The organism is Streptomyces sp. NPDC007264, from assembly GCF_042869095.1.
GTDB lineage: Bacteria > Actinomycetota > Actinomycetes > Streptomycetales > Streptomycetaceae > Streptomyces.
This window is the reverse complement of sequence record NZ_JBIAFD010000001.1, coordinates 360,230-381,233: the sequence shown is the minus strand read 5'-3', so window position 1 is coordinate 381,233 and position 21,004 is coordinate 360,230. Positions and strand designations below refer to the sequence as shown.

Below are 21,004 nucleotides of genomic sequence, written 5' to 3'. Positions count from 1 at the left end.
CCGGCGCGGGGGTTTCTCCGACCGTGATGGACCCCGTGCGGGGGGACAGGAGCACTGTTTTCATCGTCCGCCTTACGGAAGGGGTGACGCCGCGCGTGGTGCGCCCTGCGGAGCGTTCAGGTCCGCGATGAGGGGTGACGGGTGGCCCGCGGCTCCGCGGCACAGGGCCGGTTTCCCGGGAGGGACCCCTCCAGCGGGTGCGGTGCGGGCCGGTTGCTGCCGGCCGACGGCGGGTTCCGCGCCGCGCGGCTCGGCTGTCCGCGCGTTCTCCGGCACTCCCACGAGCGCGTAGGCGCCCGCCATGACGAGCCAGGAGGGAAGCCCGATGAACGTGCTCTCCAGAGCGACGTTGGTGCATGCGGTGACGGACACGCCCACCGTTGCGCCGAACCAGGCCGCGCCGACGGGGTCACGCCGTGCCCGCCAGGTTCGCCGCAGGGTCGCGCCGGTGAGCAGGACGACCGCGATGGCCGACGGCCAGCCGAGGTAGAAGACATAGCCGATGTACGAGTTGTGCGGACCGGTCTTGACACTGTTGATCGGCCTGCCCTGGAACAGGACGTCCATAGGGTGCCCCGCACCGGCGCCGAACAGCGGGTTATCCGCCGCGTCCTCGAGAGCGCCCCTCCACATCGTGAATCTCAGGTCCACGTTGTTGGCCGCTTCGCTGTCGGGGTTCTGCATACTCGATTCCACTCGGGCAACCAGATCACCGACCACGGGAGCGTCGGTGAGACGGATACCTTTCACGGAAAGGAAGAATGCGACGACCACGCCCACCATGACGAGGGTCGAGGAGATGATCGGCCACCGGAACCTCGGATGGCTTTTCTTGCCGGCGATGGCTGTCGCGACGGCTGCGGCGGCCACGGCCAGAAGCGGACCTCTCCTGGCCGCAACGGCGAGGAAGAGGGAGCCGACCAGCACCCAGACGAGGAGTCGGCTGTCTCCCCGCTGGCGGAGCGCGACACCGAAAGCACCCGCGATCGCAAGATAGAGCCCCGAAGCCGCGGCAACCATGGAAACACCGAAGAAAACGTTCAGAATCGGTCCGAGCGGCGCGAGGCACAGGACCCATCGCCACCGATTGAATTCCTTCTCCGTATGAGTGAGCCACCAGACGGCGGTCAGCCACCCGACGACCGGATAAAGGCCGAGGATGACCCCTTTGAGCGGATCAGGAAAACCTGCGGAGACCCCGCGGTACACCGCTTGGATCATCATGACGGCCAAGAGGACGGCCACCGCGCCGAACCCGCGCAGACGCGGTTCGGAGAACGCTCGTGGTCCCCACGTCCCGATGGTGGCGAGCACGGCGAGGACGACGCACACATCCATCAGGTAGACCGGATGGACCCCCACCTTCGCGTAGCCCGCGCCGAAGACGAAGAGGGGGACGAGGCAAGCGCCCCACAACAGCCAGACCATCGCGCGGATACGCAACGCCAGGACGAGGACGGCTACGGCGCAGAATACCGCCAGAAAGAGCAGCACAGTCTGGCCCGGCATGCTCACGTAGCTTCCTTTCACCGACATCGGAGATTCTTGTATCACGCCCCGGGGTGGCGCGGCCGGTGACCTCGCCGTAGGGCTCCCCGCACCATTCGGCGCCGACGCCGAGACCTTGCTGGTGGGACTATCACGAATCAGCTCCACCGCATTCAGGTGGGCGGCCGGACTGTCGCCGTGCCGCACGGTAGTGCGGTATTCCGCGGGAACGTGCGTATCTGCGGCCGGACGGACCATACGGCCGAACATGCCCATACGGCCGGGTGAACACGCCTCCGGCATGACGGGCGTTCTTGCGGAATGCCGATTCGCTGGTGGCCCAAGAGCGCTTCTTCCGCTCCGGGGAATTGAAGCCGCCGTCGGCGCCCGGCTGCGGTCCGGTGTCGCTCGGAAGGAGATTCGGGTGAAACGATTGATGGTCATCTACGGAACGAGACCGGAGGCCATCAAAATGGCCCCGGTCGTCAAGACACTCAACCGGTCCCGGATGTTCCGGTCGACGGTGGCCGTGACCGCCCAGCATCGCGGCCTGCTCGACCAGGTGCACGCGTTGTTCGGTATCCGCGCCGACCACGACCTGGACGTCCTCACCGAGCGCCAGTCCCTCGCCGACATCACCACGCGCGTGCTGGACGGGCTGTTGCCCCTGCTGCGGCGCGAGCGTCCGGACGCGGTCCTGGTCCAGGGCGACACCACGACCGCGTTCGTCGGGGGTCTCGCCGCCTTCTACAGCCGGATCCCCGTGGTGCATCTGGAGGCGGGACTGCGCACCGACAACCGGTACTCGCCCTTCCCCGAGGAGATCAACCGCCGGCTCACGACCCAACTGGCGTCACTCCACCTGGCGCCCACCCCCCACGCGCGGGACAACCTGCTCCGGGAAGGCGTCTCGCCGTCGGCCGTGGTGGTCACCGGGAACACCGTCATCGACGCCCTGCGCTGGGCGGTGGGACGGACGACCCACTACGGGGACCTGGAACTGGCCGACCTGGACGACACGGCTCGCCGGGTTCTGCTGGTGACGGCCCATCGCCGGGAATCGTGGGGAAGCGGGATGGAGGCAATCGGCGGTGCCCTCGCCGACCTGGCCCGCACGGAGCCCGATCTCATCATCGTGCTCCCGCTGCACCCCAATCCGGTCGTACGGGCGGCGATCCTGCCCCAGGTCGCCCACATCGGCAGCGTCCGCCTGACGGAACCCCTGGACTACGGGGCGTTCGCCCGGCTGATGAACCGCGCACACCTCATCCTGACGGACAGCGGCGGCATCCAGGAGGAGGGCCCGGGTCTCGGCAAGCCGGTCCTCGTCATGCGGAACACCACGGAGCGGCCCGAGGCGTTGCGGGCGGGCACGTCCCGATTGGTCGGCACGGACCGCGAGCACATCGTGAAGGAGGTGCGACGGCTCCTGCACGACCGGGAGGCGTACGCCTCGATGGCCAAGGCCGTCAACCCGTACGGCGACGGGCGCGCCGCGGACCGTACCGTACGGGCGATCGGGCACTGGCTGGGACTGTGCGAACGCCCCGCGGAGTTCGGCTCCGTGCCCCACCCCGCCGACGGTTCCCCATCAGTGCCAGAACCCGCGGGTGTCGAAGACGGCCTTGCCGCGCAGCGCCGTCCGTTTGACGGCGCGGAACGCGTCGTGGTCCACGAGCAGCACGACGATGTCCGCCTCCCGTACAGCGGTGGCGACGTCGACGAGTTCGACTGCGCCCGTGCGCGCCAGTGAGTCCGGCAGTTCGCCGATGTGGGGCTCCGCGACGAGCAGCCGGCCCGTCTGCTGCCCGGCCAGTTGCGTGACGATGTGCAGCGCCGGGCTCTCCCTGAGGTCGTCGATGTTCGCCTTGAAGGCCAGGCCGAGGCAGGCGATGACGGGGTCCTTGAACCGGCCGACGGTCCGGAGCACCTCACCGAGCACATAGTCGGGCCGGGCGTCGTTGACCTCGCGGGCGAGCCGGATCAGCTGCGCCTGCCGGGGGGCCGTCCCCACGATGAACCACGGATCCACGGCGATGCAGTGCCCGCCCACACCCGGCCCCGGACGCAGGATGTCCACCCGGGGGTGGCGGTTGGCCAGGGCGATGACATCGCCCGCGTCGACACCGAGGTGGTCGCACACCATGGAGAGCTCGTTCGCAAAGGCGATGTTGACGTCCCGGAAGGCATTCTCGCTGAGCTTGGCCATCTCCGCGGTCGTCGCGTCGGTGAGCAGGCACTCCCCCTGGGTGAACACCTCGTACAGGGCGCGCGCCCGCCCGGCGCAGCCCTCCCCGACCCCGCCGATGACCCGGTCGTTGGTCACGAGCTCGATCATCGTCCGTCCCGGCAGGACCCGTTCGGGGCAGTGCGCGACCTGCACGTCGGGCGTGTCACCCGGCTCGTGGGGGAACGTCAGGTCCGGGCGGTGCTTGCCCAGCCACCGCGACAGTTCCACCGTGGTGCCCGGGGGCGAGGTGGACTCCAGGATGACGATGTCTCCCGCCTTGAGCACGGTCGCCACGGACGCCGCCGCTTCACGCACGTGGGTCAGATCCGCCGTACGGTCCTCCTGGAGCGGGGTCGGCACGGCGATGAGGAAGGCGTCCGCGGCCTCCGGGGTGCCCGTCGCGCGCAGCCGTCCCATGGCCACGGCACCGCTGACGGCCACCGCCAGATCGGGCTCCACGAACGGCGCCCGGCCGGAGTTGATGAGTTCGACGGTGGCCGGATTGACGTCGACACCGATGACGTCGATTCCGTTGGTGGCGAGCGCGACGGCGGTGGGCAGGCCGATGTAGCCGAGGCCGACGACGCAGACACGGGAGAACACCAGGAGAATTCCTTTCCGGAGGTGTGCCACAGGTGCACCGGACTGATGGCGGTCCGACGGAAACCCCGAGGGCACCTCACAGAATGGACCGGCCGGACACGCATCAGCCGACAAGCGCGCCGCACAGACGGAAATCCCGCCGCTTTTCGGGGCCGAGTAACCGTGTCGGCATCATCAATCGTCCGTCACCGGTGTAGCACTACAAGAGGTGGACCCACACCTCGACAATCAAGACCGGAGGCAGCCGTGGAACCCCGCAGATTTCCGCGTGTTCGGCTGGTGGTGCCGACCAACGGTGACCGCCCCGGCTTTCTCGAGGACTGTCTGGCATCCATCCGGCGACAGGACGAGCCCGTGGAGGTGCTGATCGTCGGGCCCGCCGACGCCGCTCCCGCGCTGCGGCCGGTCGCCGAGCGCCACGGCCACCGGTTTCTCGTGGAGGAGCAGCGGGGACTCAGCAATGCCATCAACCAGGGCTGGCGGGGAGCCACCTCGGACTATCTGGCGTGGCTCGGTGACGACGATCTGCTCACCGAGGGAAGCCTCACCGCGGCCCGCTCGGAACTCGACCGGCATCCCGCCGCGGGCATGGTGTACGGCCGGCTGAGGGTGATCGACGCGTCCGGTGCCACGCTCTACACCGTGCGTCCCGGCTCGTTCGGCTCCTGGTTGTCCCAGTACGGCCAGAACTGGGTCGGCCAGCCCGGCTCCCTGTACCGCCGCGAGGCCGTCCAGCGGGTGGGCATGCTGGATCCCAGCCTGCGCTACTCGATGGACTTCGACCTCCATCTGCGCCTGCGCCACAGCGGCCGCACCGCCTATCTGCCGCGGGTCCTCGGGTGTTTCCGCGTCCACCCCGGCTCGCTGACGGTGAGCAACCCGCGGCCCCGCGAAGAGGGACGGCGCGTGATGCACCGCTATCTCGGCCCGAAGGCCCGGCGCCTCGAAGGCTGTTGGTGGCCGGTCGCACGAGGCGTCAGCCGAGGGTGGGGCGCGCTCACAAGGCTCTGACGCCCGCAGTGCCGAACAGCATGAAGGTCCTTCGTCCGCCTCCGCACCGGCCCGTACTCCCCAGGAGGAAGTCACTTTCCTTCGCATCGCCCCAGGGGGAAGACCTCGGTATCTGCACATCGGAAATCACTTCCGGGCTCCGGCTTGCGCCGCGCGTCGAAAGAGCACGGAATACAACCTCTGCTATGTTACCCGGGTGATCAATTCTGTGGCGATGCCGAGGAAAATGACACCGAATAAAGTTGCCCAAGCTTTGTTGTCATGGGCGACGGTGGCGCGCAACGGTTCCACTGGTCGGCGACTCATCGGGGCATCGGCCCGGCACACTCGCAAGTTCTGGGCTACACATGGCGACCCACTCATCACCTGCCGAGTCGCTGGGCAGGATCTCGTGATGCCGCTGTCGCATGATCTGCCCATCATTCTCTCGGCGTGGCCGAACTATTCGCAGAACCTTGCACGTGTGGCAGCCATGACCGTAGCAGCCCGCCAGGACGCCACCATTGTGGACATCGGCGCGAATATCGGCGACACCGCGGTCCTCATGCGGGGAGCGGTGGCCGCCCCCATTCTCTGCGTGGAAGGTGACGAACTCTTCTTGGACCTCCTGCACCACAACGTGGGGCACATGCCCGACATCGAGGTCGAGGAAGCGTATGTAGCGATCACCACTGACGACACCGACAGCACCTGTACCGTCCAGCGACGTGCAGGCACCGCCGCGCTGGTCCCTTCGACGTCGGGGTTGATGCCGGCACGCCCCAGCCGACCGTTGAGCGAGATCCTGAGCTCGCACGCGCGCTTTTCGTCGCCAGGTCTCATCAAGATCGACACAGACGGGGCGGACCCGCGCATCATCGTCGCCAACAGGGAACTGCTGTCGCAGGCCCGCCCTGTCGTCTTCTTCGAGTTCGCTCCCCTCTGGGCCGCCAGGACCGGGGACCAGAACCCCTACCGCGCCATCACAGCCTTGGCCGAAGCCGGTTACGAGGGAGCGCTTGTGTATGGCAACACGGGGGAGCTCCTGCTCGTCACGAGGGTGACCGAGCAGCCTGTTTGGCGGGACCTCGGTCGCTATACGATGACGCACGGCAAAGGCCACTACTATGATATCGCGGCCTTCCACTCCGACGATGTCGAACTCTTCGAGCAGGCCGTTGCCGCGGAGCGTAAGTTCTTTGAAGAAAGGACAGTGGAACTGCACTGATCCACGCTTCGCCACGGACGGCAGAGTTGCTCCACCGCGGCACGACGGCACCTCAGATCATGAATGCCTCAGCAACCGAAGCATTCCGTCGCTCCTGCACCAGGTACAGTTCCAGATCGCGCATCGAATACAGCAGCCGCGCATGGTCGTCTCCCGTGTAGCTGAGCTCACCGTCGACGTCACGGGCGATCCGCACACGAGACGGGACGAAGGCAGCTTCCGGTGTCAGATTCCAGAGGTCTCCAGCCACGTCGTCGCGCACGAAGAACGCGTTGACGCCATTGCTCCCGACACCTGCGAGGCGGTAACCCAGCTGTGCCCCCAGGTGGTGCAGCGCCGGGAGCGAGGCGCCGAGGAACAGGCCGGTGTGGTGCGCCCTGGATGCCATGAAATCAGAACGGTAGGGGACGGTCACCGCCTTATCGGGGCCGAACGCGCTGTTGTATTCAATCACAACGATCCACGGAGAGACGACCGAGATGGCCCGCCAGACCCAGTAGTCGACACCGTCGATGTCGATCGAAAGCACACCGATATCACCTTTGATATCGGATTGTAGAATCAAGTCGTCGATGTTCTCCGCCGTGACGAACGCCGAAACCGGCGTGATACTCCATCGCCATGCCATCTCGCTACGGCGAAGAAAATCGATGTGCGCGGTCCCGCCGTCGAGGATCACCCCACGCCAGTTGTCCTTCATGGCAAGGAACCGAGTATTCGATTCAGAGTAGTCACCGACTCCGATTTCGATGAACACATCCGGTGGGGAGAGCCGGGACACCAGATGCTGCAGAATGCCGTCCTCACCCCACTGCGAGAACACCTTGAACTCGGCGTCCCGGAGATGCTGCGGCTCCGGCAGGAGTCTCCCCAGCCGAGTCTCCATAGCCCCCACCGAGAAGCGTAGTTCATCGATCCTGGCTTGGACTCCGCGATCGACGACCTTTTGAGCAAGGCTCATGACACTCTTTTTCAGCACCCGGGGACCGTATCAAGGAAACACGGCGACATGAGCCCGATCGAACCCCGCAACCTGCCATATCCCCCATGCTTTTCGCCTGTTCGGAGCAGTTGGGATTCCGTCTCTCCGGACAAGTTAACGGCCAGCTGATCCCGCCGTTGCGGAACCGGCTCCCGCCGATCTGTACCAGGCGTAGGTACTACGGATCCCGTCCTGCAGCGAGATTTCGGGCCTCCAGCCCAACGCGGTCATCCGGGAAGTGTCCAGGACCTTGCGCGGCGTTCCGTCTGGCTGCGCCAAGTCCCACTCGACAGTGCCTCGGTAGCCGATGACGGATGCCACCATACCGGCGAGTTCCCGGATGGTGAGGTCTTCTCCCGTACCCACGTTGACGGCTGCCTCCGAGTCGTACCGCTCGAGCAGGACCAGGCAGGCCCGGGCCAGATCGTCGGCGTGGAGGAATTCCCGACGTGCGGTGCCGCTTCCCCAGTTGACGATCCTCGGCACCTTCTCGACGTACGCCTCGTGGAATCGTCTGATCAGCGACGGCAGGACATGCGAGTTCTCGGGGTGGAAATTGTCCCCCGGCCCGTAGAGATTTGTCGGCATGGCACAGATCCACGGCAGCCCGTGCTGTCTCCGTACGGCCCGGACGTGCATGATGCCGGCGATCTTGGCAATGGCGTACGCTTCGTTGGTCTCTTCCAGAACGCCGGTCAGCAGCGCGTCTTCACGGATGGGCTGCACGGCGTCACGGGGGTAGATGCAACTGGAGCCGAGGAAAAGCAGCCGGCGCACGCCGTGATGCAATGCGGCATCCAGCACGTTCACCTGAATCCTCAAGTTGTCCGAGATAAACTCGGTGGGCCGGGTGGCGTTCGCCTTGATTCCTCCGACCCGTGCGGCGGCCAGGATGACGATGTGCGGCCGATTGATCGAGAACCAGTCGAACACGGCTGCCCTGTCCCTGAAATCGAGGTCCTTGGAGGTGGGCCCGAGGAGAGCTCTGAATCCCTGCGAGGTCAGATGTCTCCAGATCGCGGAACCGACGAGTCCACGCCGTCCGGCAACGAGGATCCGTGACGATCGATCCAGCGGACAGTGGTACACAGCGGCTGGCCCTGTGGTGGTCATAGTCATGAGCGGGCGCTCCAGTCAGGCAGTTCGGTGGGCGGGTGAAGTGCATCGTGAGCGGCAGAGGGCCGGCATCGGTGCAGCGCTGGTGTTCAGCAGCGCAGGGCACGATTCCCCGTCCAAGGAAGGCGATCGCCATTCCCCAGCCTATGACGCAGCATCTGATTTCAGACACATAGGCACAATACGCGGCAATTGATCGGCTGTTCCCTACGCTGGCAGTGCCAGGGTCCCCTTCGCCGGAAGGCGCACTCAGCGGCACCGGATCCGAGGCCCACACCCGTAGGGAGTGCGTAGTGACGGTCAAGAAGGCGCTCATCACCGGCATCACCGGCCAGGACGGCTCCTATCTCACGGAACTGCTGCTGGAGAAGGGGTACCAGGTGCACGGTACGGCCCGTCAGGCACCGGACGTCATTCGGCGACGAAGCGATGGGCAGCGAGCGAAGCCTTACCTGCATCATGGTGATCTCACCGACGGCACGCGTCTGGTCGGTCTGCTGGAAAAGGTCCAGCCCGACGAGATCTACCACCTCGCCGCCTGCTCCAACGTTCGTACGTCGTTCGACGAGCCGGTGTTCACGGGCAACACCACCGGGCTGGGCACCATCCGGCTCCTGGAAGCCATCAGGACCGTCGGCCTGCCCTGCCGCTTCTACCAGGCGTCCAGCTCCGAGATGTTCGGCGCCGCACCCCCGCCCCAGCACGAGGAGACACCCTTCCACCCCCGCTCCCCCTACGGCGTCGCCAAGGTCTACGCCTACTGGGCCACCCGCAACTACCGCGAGGCCTACGGCATGTACGCCGTCAACGGCATCCTCTTCAACCACGAATCCCCACGCCGCGGCCCCACCTTCGTCACCCGCAAGATCGCCACCGCCGCCGCCCGCATCAAAGCCGGCCTCCAGGACACCCTCTACCTCGGCAACCTCGACGCCCGCCGCGACTGGGGCTACGCCGCCGAATACGTCGAAGCCATGTGGCTCATGCTCCAACAGGACCGACCCGACGACTACGTCATCGCCACCGGCACCAGCCACAGCGTCCGCGACTTCGCCGAACACTGCTTCGCCCACGTCGGCCTCGACCACCGCGACCACATCCGCTTCGACGAACGCCACCTCCGCCCCTCCGAAGTCGACCATGTCGTGGGGGACGCCTCCAAAGCCCACCGCGTGCTCGGCTGGAAGGCCGCCACCCACGCCCCCGAACTCGCCCGCCTCATGGTCGACGCCGAGCTCGATGACCTCAACGCCGTACTCTGCCGGGCCGCCGGAACGGCGGCCGACTCTCCTCTCGCGAACTGACCTTGGCGAAGGACGGTGGCGGCGTGGCCGACGGTACGCCGAGCCCGCGGGCGGCGGGGCAGGGACGCGTCAGCTGTCGGTGTGCGACCAACAGGCACGGCACGAGTACCACGAAGGTCTGAGTCACGACCGTGGCCCACAGTGGGCCGGCCAGGCCGAAGCGATGCACGAACCAGATGGACACCGCGACGTTCACCACCGTCATCAGCGTTCCCACCACCACCTGCGGCCGCAGCGCTCCGGCTCCGTTGAGGAACACCGCGACCGGAGTGCTCGCGCACATGATGACGACGTAGCCGGCCAGCCCGAGCAGCAGCCCGAGAGGCGGAACGGCCGCACCGTCACCGATCCAGAGACGCAGCAACCACGGCGTGATCGGCACGAGGACACCCGCCACCACCACGCCGGCGACGGACGCCAGCACCACCGACCGCAGATAGGCGGTGCGCACCCACGCGAGGTCACTGCGGGCCCACGCCTCCCGATAGGTAGCCCACAGGGGCGTGAGAAACGCCCCCAGGACCGTGGGCACCAGGGCGTAGACGGTGAACGGCAGCACGTATTCGGCGACCCGGTCCGCGCCCAGGTAATGCCCGATGACGAAGGCGTCCGACTTGAAGGACACGATCCCCATCGCCGTCAGCAGGAACAGTTGCACGCCCTCGCGACCGAGCCGACCGCACGCCGCCCGGTCGATGTCACGGAAGTGGGGCCTGGCCCGGCGGTTCGACCTCACCAACAGGACCGTTGTGATGCCGCCGGCGAGCAGGGACGTCGAGAGATACGCGGCCGAGAACCAACGCAGGTCCGGCGCGAAGGACGCCACCGCCAGGAGAGCCCCCGCCTGCGCCAGAACGCCCAACGACGTCGCGAGCGCCGCGACATGGCCGCGCTGAAGGGCGTAGTACACCCGTCCGGCGATCGTCAGGGGCAGGCTGACAGCGGCCGTCGCACCCACCGCGAACACCAGTTGGCCGACGACCGGAGCGGGCACCTCCTGTCCCACACCCAGCAGGTGATTCCAGTCCAAGGTGAAAGCGAGCAGGCCGGAGAGCGCAAGCAGGAGGAGCGCCGCACCGGTCAGCAGGACGAACGCCGTGGTCACCACCCGGCGTACCGAGGCGGCGTCCTTCCCTCCCCGGGCATCGGACACCTGTCCCATGACCGCGAGTCCGACGCCGAAATCAAGCAAGGCGAGCATGGTGAAGGTGCTGGTGAGATTCATCCAGAGCCCGAACTCGGCCTTTGCGAGCCCATGCACGACAAACGGCAACACCAGCAGGTTGGCGACGAGGGAAATACCGCGGGCGCCCGTCGTCGTGGCACCGATGGCAAGGATGCTCCGCCACCGATCGGGGCCCTGCGGCCCGTCCGGTGACGGGGAGTCCGAAGCGGGCGTGCCCTGCTGCTCCCGGAAGGCCTCGGGCAACCGGGCGGACGATCGGGGAACCTTCCGGATCCGCGCGGCTCCTGTACTGCTCCGACTCACCTCTCCAATATCATCGGTCCGGATCGGAAGACAGAGAAATCTTTTCACAGGCACACCCTGAAGGTTGATCTGTCAGCGGGCAAAGAGGCCATCGGCGATGGCCGTGCCGTTCAGTGTCGCCATGAGAATGCTGTGTCGTGATCGCCTGGACACCGTGTCGCGCATACAGTGGACAGACGTCGCTTGTGCTCCCGGCAGAAAGAACGTCAGATGCGGGTCCTGTTCTCCCCGGATGCCTTCGTCAACCAGCGGTTCGGTGGCGTCAGCCGGTACTTCACGGAACTCCACACCGAACTGGTCGAACTCGGAATCGACGCGAAGATCTTCCCCGGTCTGCACGACAACGCCTACGTCCCCGGCGGTCGTACGAAATTGCCGTGCAAGGTGCCGCAGCGACTACGACTGTCCCTGAGCAGCCAGGCATTCCGAGCATACGTTGTCGGCCAGCGGGGGGCACACATCCTCCATCCCACATATTATTCCGCCAAGGCATTCGGCCGACAGCCCCAGGTCTGCACATTCTACGATCTGATCCACTTCAGGTACCCTCAGCAATTCACGAACGACAGGACGGCCGAACGCCAGCGGATCTGGGCGCGTCGAGCCGACCGGATCATCGCTATTTCCCACTCGACGGCACGGGACCTGGTGAGCATGCTCGACGTTCCGGAGGACAAGATCTCGGTCGTTCACCTGGGCGTACGCGTTCCCCGCATTCCGGCTCAGCGCAACGCGGACACCTACGTGATGTACGTAGGCAAGCGCGGCGGCTACAAGAACTGGCGCATCGTCGTGGACGCCCTGCAGGATCCGCAGCTCGCGGAACTGCGACTGGTGTGCTCCGGAGGAGGGCCTGCGACCCCGGAGGAGAAGGCTCTCTTGGAAAACCGCCGCATGGCGGACCGGGTGTCCTTCGTCGCCACCGATGACACCACGCTGCGCCGGCTCTACCGGGGCGCCCTCGGCCTTGTCTATCCCTCGCTCTACGAAGGTTTCGGACTTCCGCCGCTCGAGGCGATGGCTCTGGGCGTTCCGGTGGTGGCCGCGCGAGCCGCCTCCATTCCGGAGGTCGTGGGTGATGACGCGCTGCTCTTCGACCCTCATGAAACCGACGACCTCATTCATGCGCTCCGCCGCCTGCTCGACACCGCCACCCGAGAGGAATTAGAGAGGCGCGGTCCGCTTCGAGCACGCATGTTCTCGTGGGAGCGAACCGCTCGGCAGACCGTCGAAGTCTACCGATCCCTTCTGCGCTGACCGCAGACACGGCTGCCGTGCTCCCGGGAAAACTGAGTCGGCATCAATACCCTGAACGCAGGTTCCCTGGCACAGGAAGGGAATCTCGTGACACCGAAATCCGAGGCACTACTCCAGCTAGGAGTTCAGGGTGACCATCAAAAAAGCACTCATCACCGGCATCACGGGCCAGGACGGCTCCTATCTGACGGAGTTGCTTCTGGAGAAGGGTTACGAAGTCCACGGCCTTGTCCGACGGGCATCGACATTCAACACACGGCGGATCGACCACCTTTACCAGGATCCGCACATGCCCCAGGCCCGGATGTTCCTCCACTACGGTGATCTCACCGACGGCACGCGTCTGGTCAGTCTGCTGGAAAAGGTCCAGCCCGACGAGATCTACCACCTCGCCGCCCAGTCCCATGTCCGTGTGTCGTTCGACGAGCCGGAGTTCACGGGGAACACCACCGGGCTGGGCACCATCCGGCTCCTGGAAGCCATCAGGACCGTCGGCCTGCCCTGCCGCTTCTACCAGGCGTCCAGCTCCGAGATGTTCGGCGCCGCACCCCCGCCCCAGCACGAGGAGACACCCTTCCACCCCCGCTCCCCCTACGGCGTCGCCAAGGTCTACGCCTACTGGGCCACCCGCAACTACCGCGAGGCCTACGGCATGTACGCCGTCAACGGCATCCTCTTCAACCACGAATCCCCACGCCGCGGCCCCACCTTCGTCACCCGCAAGATCGCCACCGCCGCCGCCCGCATCAAAGCCGGCCTCCAGGACACCCTCTACCTCGGCAACCTCGACGCCCGCCGCGACTGGGGCTACGCCGCCGAATACGTCGAAGCCATGTGGCTCATGCTCCAACAGGACCGACCCGACGACTACGTCATCGCCACCGGCACCAGCCACAGTGTCCGCGACTTCGCCGAACACTGCTTCGCCCACGTCGGCCTCGACCACCGCGACCACATCCGCTTCGACGAACGCTACCTCCGCCCCTCCGAAGTCGACCACCTGGTCGGAGACGCCTCCAAGGCCCACCGCGTGCTCGGCTGGAAGGCCGCCACCCACGCCCCCGAACTCGCCCGCCTCATGGTCGACGCCGAGCTCCGTCCGCTGTTGCGTTCCTCGATCCCGGAGACGCCCGAGCGGTCGGCCCTGGCCGTCGGCGGCAAGGTCACCGCATGACTGCGGCCTGCAAGATCTGTGGCGGCAGTACGCGTGTCACTCACGTCGGCACCGTGCTCGGACGCCACGAGGCCACCTACCTCATGTGCACCGACTGCGCGTTCTGGTTCGTCGACGAGCCGCACTGGCTGGACGAGGCGTACTCGGAGGCCGTCGCGGCCATCGACACCGGGGTCGTACAACGCAATCTGCACCTGTATCCCGTGCTGGCCTCCGTGCTGGCCCGTATGTTCGGCTCCACCGGTGTGTACGTCGACTACGGCGGAGGATACGGGCTGCTGGTGCGGATGCTGCGTGACGTGGGCCTGAACGCCTACTGGCAGGACGCCTACTGCCAGAACCTGTTCGCCAGGGGGTTCGAGTGGGACCGCGGCAGACAGGACGCGGCCACCGCGGTCACCGCCGTCGAGGTCATGGAACACGTCACCGATCCGCTCGCCTTCGTCGACACGTGCCTGCGGGAGACCGGGGCGGACTCGTTCATCCTCACGCAGCACCTGCACGACCTCAGGGCCGATCCCTCCTGGTGGTATCTCGCACCCGAAGCCGGCCAGCACATCTCCTTCTACGCCCCGCGGACGATGCACAGGCTCGCCGAGCGCCTGGGCATGACGTATCACGCAGCGGACACTCTGCACCTGCTGACCAAGCGGGACTTCCGCAGGGGAACCTTCGCCCGCACGGTACGACTGCATCGGTACATCCACCCGTGGCTGAGGCGCCGGCTGCAGTCCCATGTGGTCCCGGACCACCAGTTGCTCGTCCGCCGCGCCTGCTGCGCGGGCTGAAGCGGCTCTGCCGCCCTGCGGCGCGTCGAAGTCCCCTCGGACAGACCTGACGCCGGACTGCTCCCCTCCCCCGCCTCGGCCCCCGGTTCCCGGACACTCGCGAACGGATCGTGAGTGTCCGGGGAACGGGGGCTTCGTCGCGCCTACGACGAAGCCGGCGGTGACGTCCTGGCGTCCAGGTGAACCCACAGGTGCCAGCCCAGGAGCCGTTCCCCGGTCATGCCGTGAACGGGGAGGGGCGGCGCGTGCATGAACCGCTTCTCGGCGTGCCGGACCTCGAAGAGGGGGAAGTGCCGCGAGACCCGCCGCACGTCGTAGACCCTGGAGAACGGATTGCCCGGCCCATCGGTGCTGCGATGGACGAAGTCGGACATCCGCAGGTACCGCAGAAGGCCGCGGCGACGGGCGTTGGCGACATGAGCGGCGAGCAGCGAGTGCGGCCTGCGCAGCAGCCCGCACCGCACGAGGGGATAGGCCGACAGCAGTGCCGCACGCCGCACCACGGCGATCGACAGCAGATAGTTGAGGGACCAGCGCGCGTAGAGCATCACGACGAGCTCGCCGCCGGGCTTGAGGACGCGATGGATCTCCCGCTGTGCCGTCAGGACGTCGGGCACGTGGTGCAGTACGCCATGGCTGAAGACGAGGTCGAAGGAATCGTCGGGAAACGGCAGGTCCAGCACGCTCGCCCGGTGGAGCCCCTCATGGGGCAGGCCCCGCAGGGCGAGCCGCATCCCCGTGCGCCGGACTGCCGTGTCGGTGAGGTCCACTCCCGACCACCGGGCACCCCTGCGGATCAGCTGCTCCGACTCCGCGCCCTGGCCCAGCCCGATCTCCAGCACCCGTCGTCCCGCGACGTCCAGACGGTCCAGACACTCCGGGATGTGGGACTCCAGCCGGTACTTGCCGGCGTCGTACCGGGTGAAGAACGCCTCATAGTCCTCGTGCTCCTCTCCGCCCGGTGCTCCGAAGACGTTGTCACCGCAGGGATGGGCCGACCAGAAATCCTGGATGTCTGACTGCCGCAAGGGAATCTCCAGATCGTTGCGGGAATATGGCGGGTATCGGTGAGGCACGCTGATGTCAGGTCTCGGGGAACTGCCTTTCGGCCTGAGTCCGCGGAACACCGTCCGGCCGTGAGGGCCGCCACCAGGACGCTTCCTTTCTCCGCTTCTGCGCATTGATCTATCACGCTCGGACGGTCCGACCGTGCTGACTACGCCGTGGGGCATGCGGCCGATCTCTCGAAGCGCGGGCGCACGACCGCGCATGCCGGTTCTGCCAGGCGCACTCCTTCTCGGCGGCCATCAAGAGAAACACCTGGGGCGACGTGTGGTCCTGGACTACGGGTGCGGGGGGTGATGTCATGAGGGCCCCGGATTCCGCTCTCTCCAAGAGATGACAATGCTCTTCCCGATTCCGAAAAGGAAGCCACCCGCATCCGCTCCGCACCTTCTGGTGCTGAGACAAAGCGCAGGTCTGGGCGGAATGGGACGCGCCGCCGAATTCTTCACACCGATTCTTCGGGCGCAGTGCCGTTCGGCGGACGTCGTGTGCCTTTCCGCGGAACGATCCGGGCACACGCGTTTCGAAGCGCGCCGGTCCGCGCAGGCACGCGCCACCCTGGCAGCCGTATGGCGTTGCCTCCGCATTCTGTCGTCCGATTCCCCGGCCGCCGTCTACCTCCCGGTTTCCCAGTGGGGCGTTCCTCTGGCGCGTGACGTCCTCATCACCCTGCTTGCCAGGGTGTTCGGAGCCGCACGGGTGCTGCACCTTCACGGCGCGCAGTTGCCGGACCGGCTGGCCTCGAGCCGATTGCTGCGGTCGGCCCTGTCCGGAGCCCGTTGGATCGTCCTGAGCGAGGAGGTCGGCGCACGGTTGCGGGCCTCCGGCTGTCGTACGCGGTCGGTCACGGTGGTACGCAACCCGGCACCGCCGGCGCTCACCCCGCGTCGGCCCGGCCCGCCGGGCGTGCTCCGTGTGGGCTGGCTCGGCACGATGTGCCGGGCGAAGGGTTTCGACGTGGTGTGCGAGGCCGTGGAGATGCTGAAAGGCCGCGGCGTACGGGTGGATTTCCGCGTCGCCGGGATGCGCCTCGACGTGCCGGTCGCCGACATGTCGTGCGTGGACGAGGACCTCGGTGTCCTGGATCCGGCGGACGTCACGTCCTTCTGGGCCCGGGTCGACGCGTTCGTCCTCCCCGCCCGCTGGGCCGAGGGTCTCCCGTTCGTGCTGCTCGAAGGGCTCCAGGCGGGGTGTGCCGTCGGGGCGAGCCCTTCCCCGGGATGCGCCGAGCTCTTCGGCCGGGGGTGCGTGGCGCCGGTGGAGGCCACGGTGGACTCCGTGGCCGGCTTCCTCATGGCCTGCCGGGACGACCTCGAGGAGGTCCGCAGCCGCCAGCAGAAGGCGTGGGACGACCTGCGGGAACTCTACGAACCGGAGAACGTGGAGCGCTCGTTCGTACGATTCTTGGAGGACTCCCGGCTGACACGGACATCCTGACGGGGCGCACGGCCCACCTGCCCGGTCCAGGAGTCGCACAGCCCGGTCCGGTATGCGCACGGGCGGCCCGCGCGGCACATCCGCCCGCGCCCCCACCGGCGCCACGTCACACCTGCTGCGCCGGTGCTCCCACCGCAGTCGCGACCCCGTTCCGGAAGAGGCGCACATGCTTGACATGCACCGGCTGGCACCCGGCGAAATAGGCGCCCACCGCCTCGCACGTCTGCGAGCGGGCCAGGCCGAGGCGGCGCGCGAGCTCCGAGACCAGCCCTCGTGGATGCGTCAGCTCCCGCGCCACGGTGGGCACATCGGCCCAGCGTAGGAGCGCGCCCGCCTGCACCAGGTAGTGGATCAGATCACGCAGGGGCTGGTCCGCGATCGTCGCGGTTTCCCAGTCGATGACGCCGATCCTCTCCCGGGTCCGCAGGATGTTCCACGGCGCCAGATCACCATGGACGAGAGACCCGGCACCCGCCCCCGTCGTGGCCAGGACTTCCGTGAGGCCCAGCAGTTCGTCCCGCGGCAGCGGACCTGCGAGCCGCGCATGCCTCCAGGCGTGCGTCACCACGACGTAGTGCCCACCCACGAAGTCGGCGTACGCCAGTTCCGGCACACGGAAGGGAAGCCCCATCCCGGAGACCTTGGCGAGGAACTCCGCTTCGTTGCGGAGAGGACGGTCGTCGGCCCGGCCGATCTTCAGCACATATCGTGGAGTTCCACCGGAGACGAGAGCAACGATGGACCGTCCGGGCATGGACGAGTGCATGCAGGCCGCGGCGTCCGCCTCTTTCAGGAACATCCCCAGTTCGGCTGCCACTTCGGCCAAGGGATCGGGAACCCGCGGCCCCATGTTCATGCGTACGGCGAACTGATCGAGCAAGGCGGCCGCACGACCGAGGCGCCGTGACGGCCGGTCGATGAGCCGGGCCGCGACCGCGCCGCCGTGTCCGCCCGTCGTCCGCAGGCCGACGCGCCGTCCCAACGGGCCGGCACGCACCAGGCCACGCCGCCACCCCGGACCCACGCTCACCGTGGTGCCCCCACGGCCCTGGCGATGTACAACTGCTCGATCATCATCCTCTGCGTGAACCGCCGAAGACCCGGTGACGCGGCGGCGGTGTCGACTCCGCGCAGTGCTGACGCCAGCAGATGACGGTGAAGGATGGACGGAAACAGCGAGAAGCCGTACCGGTGCTCGATCCGGAATCCCGACGCGTTCAGCAGGTCGACGATGTCCCGGTGCCGCAATTCATTGGGGACCTGCGGCCTGTGCCTCGGCACACGCACGGCGAGGGAGCGCAGACTGGGGCTGTGGCCGTGGTTGTTGAACATCAGCAGGGCGCCCTGCCGCATGTGTTGTCTGATCTTGCGCAGGACGGGAAGGCGTAGTTCCTGGGGCGCGTTGACAAAGAAACGGAAAACGGTGACGGCGTCGTAAGGACCGGTCAGCACGTCGTCGTCGAGCACGGAACCGACCTTGATGGTCGCTCGGGGGCTCGCCCGGGCAGCGTGCCGCGCCATCTCGGCCGAGATGTCCACGCCGGTGAGCTCATCCGCCACATGGTCCACGGCCGCGAGGATGCGACCGGTACCGCACGCGAAGTCCAGCAGTCGGAGGCTGCCGAGCCGTTCCCGTTCCCGTCGCAGCGACTCCACGACCACCGGGCGCTCACGGGTCCACACGTAGTCGTCATAAGTGCCCTCGGCGTACAGGCGCGTGTACGACTCCACGCTTTGCTCATCGGCAAACTTCGTTCCGTAGTCGGCCCAGCCCGAGCGGATCATGCCAGGGTTCCCGTTCTTGTCGACCGGCGTGAAGTCCGAGCCTCGACACGGACTGTCCTGGTCACCCTAGGTGGCGTGAACCCGCTGGCCGGGAAAGCGACGGGCAAGGTCACCTGCATGGCCGCGATCGGCTGCTCGGCGGTTGCCGAGCACTTCTGCAAAGACCCCTTCGACCCTTCTGTCTGCCCTTCTGTCTGCCCTTCTGTCTGTCCTCCGGTCTGCCCTTCGGTCCGCCTCCCGCAGCGCCCGCAGCGCCCGCAGCGCCCGCAGCGCCCGGCGAGCGGGACGGGCCGGGCTCACCCGGCGCCGTGCGGCACCGCTGAGAGACCACGGAGAGTTCCCTGATTCCTCTCTGCACGTGCCCTTAGGGGATGTCACAGCTCGGCAGCAAAGCCCGGCCCGTTCCCCGGCCCCGGCACGTCACTCTGCGGAACCAGGTACGTTCGAAGGCGTGGCTGGATTCAGGATCGGACGGGGCCGGGACAACCGCGCTCCGCACACGCGACCGCAGCAACCCCCGTACGGACAGCAGGCTCCGCAGGGCCCGTCGTACGGCTACCCCGCGGCGCCGCAGCAGCAGTACGGCGGGGCGCATCCCCGGGGCGGCCACCCGCAGTGGGGGACACCGCAGGGCCAGGGCGAGCCGGAGTACTTCGGCGACGGCGGCGAGGGCCACCCGCGGACGGCGGACCCGTACGCGGCGAACAACCCGGGCCACACCCAGGCCTTCTCCGTGGGCGAGGACCCGTACAACGCGGGTGATACATACCGTGCCGGCCAGGCGTCGGCACCGCCGGTCGGCCCCCGCCTGCACTGGAAGGACCTGCTGCGGGGCATCGTGTTCTCTCCCGCCCAGACCTTCCTGCAGATGCGGGACTACACGATGTGGGCCCCGGCCCTGATCGTGACCTTCCTGTACGGCCTGCTGGCGGTCTTCGGTTTCGACGGCGCACGCCAGGACGCGATCAACGCCACGCTCTCGAACGCGGTCCCGATCGTCCTGATCACGGCCGTGGCGATCGTGCTCAGCTCCTTCGTCCTGGGCGTGGTCACCCACACCCTGGCCCGCCAGCTCGGCGGCGACGGCGCCTGGCAGCCCACGGTCGGGCTCTCCATGCTGATCATGTCCATCACGGACGCACCGCGCCTCGTCGTGGCGATGTTCTTCGGCGGCAACGCGTCCTTCGTCCAGCTCCTCGGCTGGCTGACCTGGGTCGCGGCGGGCGCGCTGCTGACGCTCATGGTCTCCAGGTCCCACGACCTGCCGTGGCCGAAGGCGCTGGGCGCGTCGGCGATCCAGCTGATCGCGATCCTGTCGATCATCAAGCTGGGCACGTTCTAGCAGCCCGCCCGCGCATGCCGTGCATACCGTGCATGCCGTGCGCGGCCGTGCGTCCTGTGCCGAAGACCCCGGCTCCGCGAGCGCCGGGGCCTTCGGTGTCCTCCTGGGGGAGAGCCCGACCCCGGTCAGGGGCCCAGGACCTGCCCGGCCCGCCTCACGACCGGTGGTTCGACGCTCCGGGCGATGACCCGCCGCCCCGTCACGAGGTGGCCGGATACCGGTACTGACCGACCTCGGGATCCGGCGGGCCGTCCATCCCCAGGTCTCTGCGCATCGCTTCGCGGAGGTGCGCGTTCTCCCGCCAGAGGTCCGCCCGGACCAGAAAGTACGCGTCGCCTCTGACGTCAGGGTCCTCGATCAGCCCGTCCCGCATGCGGGTCAAGGCGTCACACGCCTTCACGGCCAGCTGGATGATCTCCGCCGAAGCGGTGAGGGACAGGCTCTGGCGCAGCCGCCAGATGCCCGAACCGTCCAAGGCCTGATGAAGTTCACCGTAGAGCCGGTCGTCGGTCGAGCGATCGGGGCGGAGGACAACCGTCCGCATGTCGGAGTGTCCTCGGCTCAGCGCCATGAGGAAGTCGGAGTACACGACCCTGCGTGTCTGAGCACCTTCCCGCTCCTGGTCACGACGCCAACGGAGGCGTTCCGCGATCAACGCGGAACTCACACCCACCACGGCTCCGGCCAGGGTGCTCACCGGGGATATCCAGTCCACTGGAGGGTGCT

17 protein-coding genes and 1 pseudogene are annotated in these 21,004 nt (G+C 67.4%); 9 read left to right on the top strand and 9 right to left on the bottom strand.

The genetic code is table 11. The features are described from left to right. Positions 1–72: 72 nt before the first annotated feature. On the bottom strand, positions 73–1,509 hold the full coding sequence (locus ACFYMU_RS01710; protein WP_388366948.1) for an O-antigen ligase family protein: 1,437 nt from the start codon (positions 1,507–1,509) through the stop codon (positions 73–75). 403 nt (positions 1,510–1,912) lie between these two features. Here ACFYMU_RS01710 and wecB point away from each other — a divergent pair, with 403 nt between their 5' ends. Then, positions 1,913–3,241 carry a non-hydrolyzing UDP-N-acetylglucosamine 2-epimerase gene (gene wecB / locus ACFYMU_RS01705; protein ID WP_388366597.1) on the top strand — a complete coding sequence of 443 codons (1,329 nt, stop codon included), beginning with the start codon at positions 1,913–1,915 and terminating at the stop codon, positions 3,239–3,241. Here wecB and wecC read toward each other — a convergent pair. After that, a pseudogene (gene wecC, locus ACFYMU_RS01700) lies at positions 3,146–4,321 on the bottom strand (UDP-N-acetyl-D-mannosamine dehydrogenase); the annotation flags it as partial. The gene wecB and the pseudogene wecC overlap by 96 nt on opposite strands. A 246-nt stretch (positions 4,322–4,567) precedes the next feature. On the opposite strand from wecC, the gene ACFYMU_RS01695 reads away from it, so the two are divergent. Then, entirely contained in the window at positions 4,568–5,332 is a 765-nt protein-coding gene (locus ACFYMU_RS01695) for a glycosyltransferase (RefSeq protein ID WP_388366595.1), read from the top strand. Between the two features lie 196 nt (positions 5,333–5,528). Then, complete coding sequence (locus tag ACFYMU_RS01690; protein WP_388366593.1) at positions 5,529–6,539, top strand: FkbM family methyltransferase; 1,011 nt, start codon at positions 5,529–5,531, stop codon at positions 6,537–6,539. 52 nt (positions 6,540–6,591) lie between these two features. Here ACFYMU_RS01690 and ACFYMU_RS01685 read toward each other — a convergent pair whose 3' ends face one another. Then, positions 6,592–7,518 (bottom strand): hypothetical protein, encoded by a 927-nt coding sequence (locus ACFYMU_RS01685; RefSeq protein WP_388366591.1) that lies wholly within the window; start codon positions 7,516–7,518, stop codon positions 6,592–6,594. A 117-nt stretch (positions 7,519–7,635) separates the two neighbouring features. Beyond that, entirely contained in the window at positions 7,636–8,640 is a 1,005-nt protein-coding gene (locus ACFYMU_RS01680) for a GDP-L-fucose synthase family protein (protein ID WP_388366590.1), read from the bottom strand. A 290-nt stretch (positions 8,641–8,930) separates the two neighbouring features. Here ACFYMU_RS01680 and gmd (ACFYMU_RS01675) point away from each other — a divergent pair, with 290 nt between their 5' ends. After that, positions 8,931–9,941, top strand: a complete 1,011-nt coding sequence (gene gmd, locus ACFYMU_RS01675; protein ID WP_388366588.1) for a GDP-mannose 4,6-dehydratase — start codon at positions 8,931–8,933, stop codon at positions 9,939–9,941. On the opposite strand, the gene ACFYMU_RS01670 is transcribed toward gmd (ACFYMU_RS01675), so the two are convergent. Further along, positions 9,883–11,370, bottom strand: coding sequence for a lipopolysaccharide biosynthesis protein (locus ACFYMU_RS01670; RefSeq protein WP_388366586.1), 1,488 nt, complete (start codon positions 11,368–11,370; stop codon positions 9,883–9,885). The two genes, gmd (ACFYMU_RS01675) and ACFYMU_RS01670, sit on opposite strands and share 59 nt — an antisense overlap. 270 nt (positions 11,371–11,640) lie before the next feature. Here ACFYMU_RS01670 and ACFYMU_RS01665 point away from each other — a divergent pair, with 270 nt between their 5' ends. The 3 genes from ACFYMU_RS01665 to ACFYMU_RS01655 all read left to right on the top strand — a co-directional run bounded on the left by ACFYMU_RS01665 (position 11,641) and on the right by ACFYMU_RS01655 (position 14,649). Beyond that, positions 11,641–12,687: a glycosyltransferase family 4 protein gene (locus tag ACFYMU_RS01665; RefSeq protein ID WP_388366584.1), complete on the top strand. Its 1,047-nt coding sequence runs from the start codon at positions 11,641–11,643 to the stop codon at positions 12,685–12,687. A 130-nt stretch (positions 12,688–12,817) separates the two neighbouring features. After that, entirely contained in the window at positions 12,818–13,861 is a 1,044-nt protein-coding gene (gmd, locus tag ACFYMU_RS01660; protein ID WP_388366582.1) for a GDP-mannose 4,6-dehydratase, read from the top strand. Next, positions 13,858–14,649, top strand: a complete 792-nt coding sequence (locus ACFYMU_RS01655) for a class I SAM-dependent methyltransferase (protein WP_388366580.1) — start codon at positions 13,858–13,860, stop codon at positions 14,647–14,649. Before gmd (ACFYMU_RS01660) ends, ACFYMU_RS01655 begins: the two co-directional genes overlap by 4 nt. A gap of 143 nt (positions 14,650–14,792) precedes the next feature. Here the strand turns inward: ACFYMU_RS01655 and ACFYMU_RS01650 are convergent, their stop codons facing one another. Then, positions 14,793–15,677, bottom strand: a complete 885-nt coding sequence (locus ACFYMU_RS01650) for a class I SAM-dependent methyltransferase (protein WP_388366578.1) — start codon at positions 15,675–15,677, stop codon at positions 14,793–14,795. Positions 15,678–16,395: 718 nt separating this feature from the next. Between ACFYMU_RS01650 and ACFYMU_RS01645 the strand changes: the two genes are divergently transcribed. Further along, positions 16,396–17,151 carry a glycosyltransferase family 4 protein gene (locus ACFYMU_RS01645; protein WP_388366576.1) on the top strand — a complete coding sequence of 252 codons (756 nt, stop codon included), beginning with the start codon at positions 16,396–16,398 and terminating at the stop codon, positions 17,149–17,151. Positions 17,152–17,257: 106 nt separating this feature from the next. Here ACFYMU_RS01645 and ACFYMU_RS01640 read toward each other — a convergent pair whose 3' ends face one another. Both ACFYMU_RS01640 and ACFYMU_RS01635 read right to left on the bottom strand, forming a co-directional pair. Next, complete coding sequence (locus ACFYMU_RS01640) at positions 17,258–17,968, bottom strand: phosphotransferase family protein (RefSeq protein WP_388366574.1); 711 nt, start codon at positions 17,966–17,968, stop codon at positions 17,258–17,260. Between the two features lie 209 nt (positions 17,969–18,177). Beyond that, a complete protein-coding gene (locus ACFYMU_RS01635) occupies positions 18,178–18,882 on the bottom strand; it encodes a class I SAM-dependent DNA methyltransferase (RefSeq protein ID WP_388366572.1) in 705 nt (234 codons plus the stop codon). 505 nt (positions 18,883–19,387) lie between these two features. Between ACFYMU_RS01635 and ACFYMU_RS01630 the strand changes: the two genes are divergently transcribed. After that, positions 19,388–20,278: a YIP1 family protein gene (locus ACFYMU_RS01630; RefSeq protein ID WP_388366571.1), complete on the top strand. Its 891-nt coding sequence runs from the start codon at positions 19,388–19,390 to the stop codon at positions 20,276–20,278. Between the two features lie 199 nt (positions 20,279–20,477). Here the strand turns inward: ACFYMU_RS01630 and ACFYMU_RS01625 are convergent, their stop codons facing one another. Further along, positions 20,478–20,975, bottom strand: a complete 498-nt coding sequence (locus tag ACFYMU_RS01625; protein ID WP_388366569.1) for a hypothetical protein — start codon at positions 20,973–20,975, stop codon at positions 20,478–20,480. Positions 20,976–21,004 lie beyond the last annotated feature (29 nt).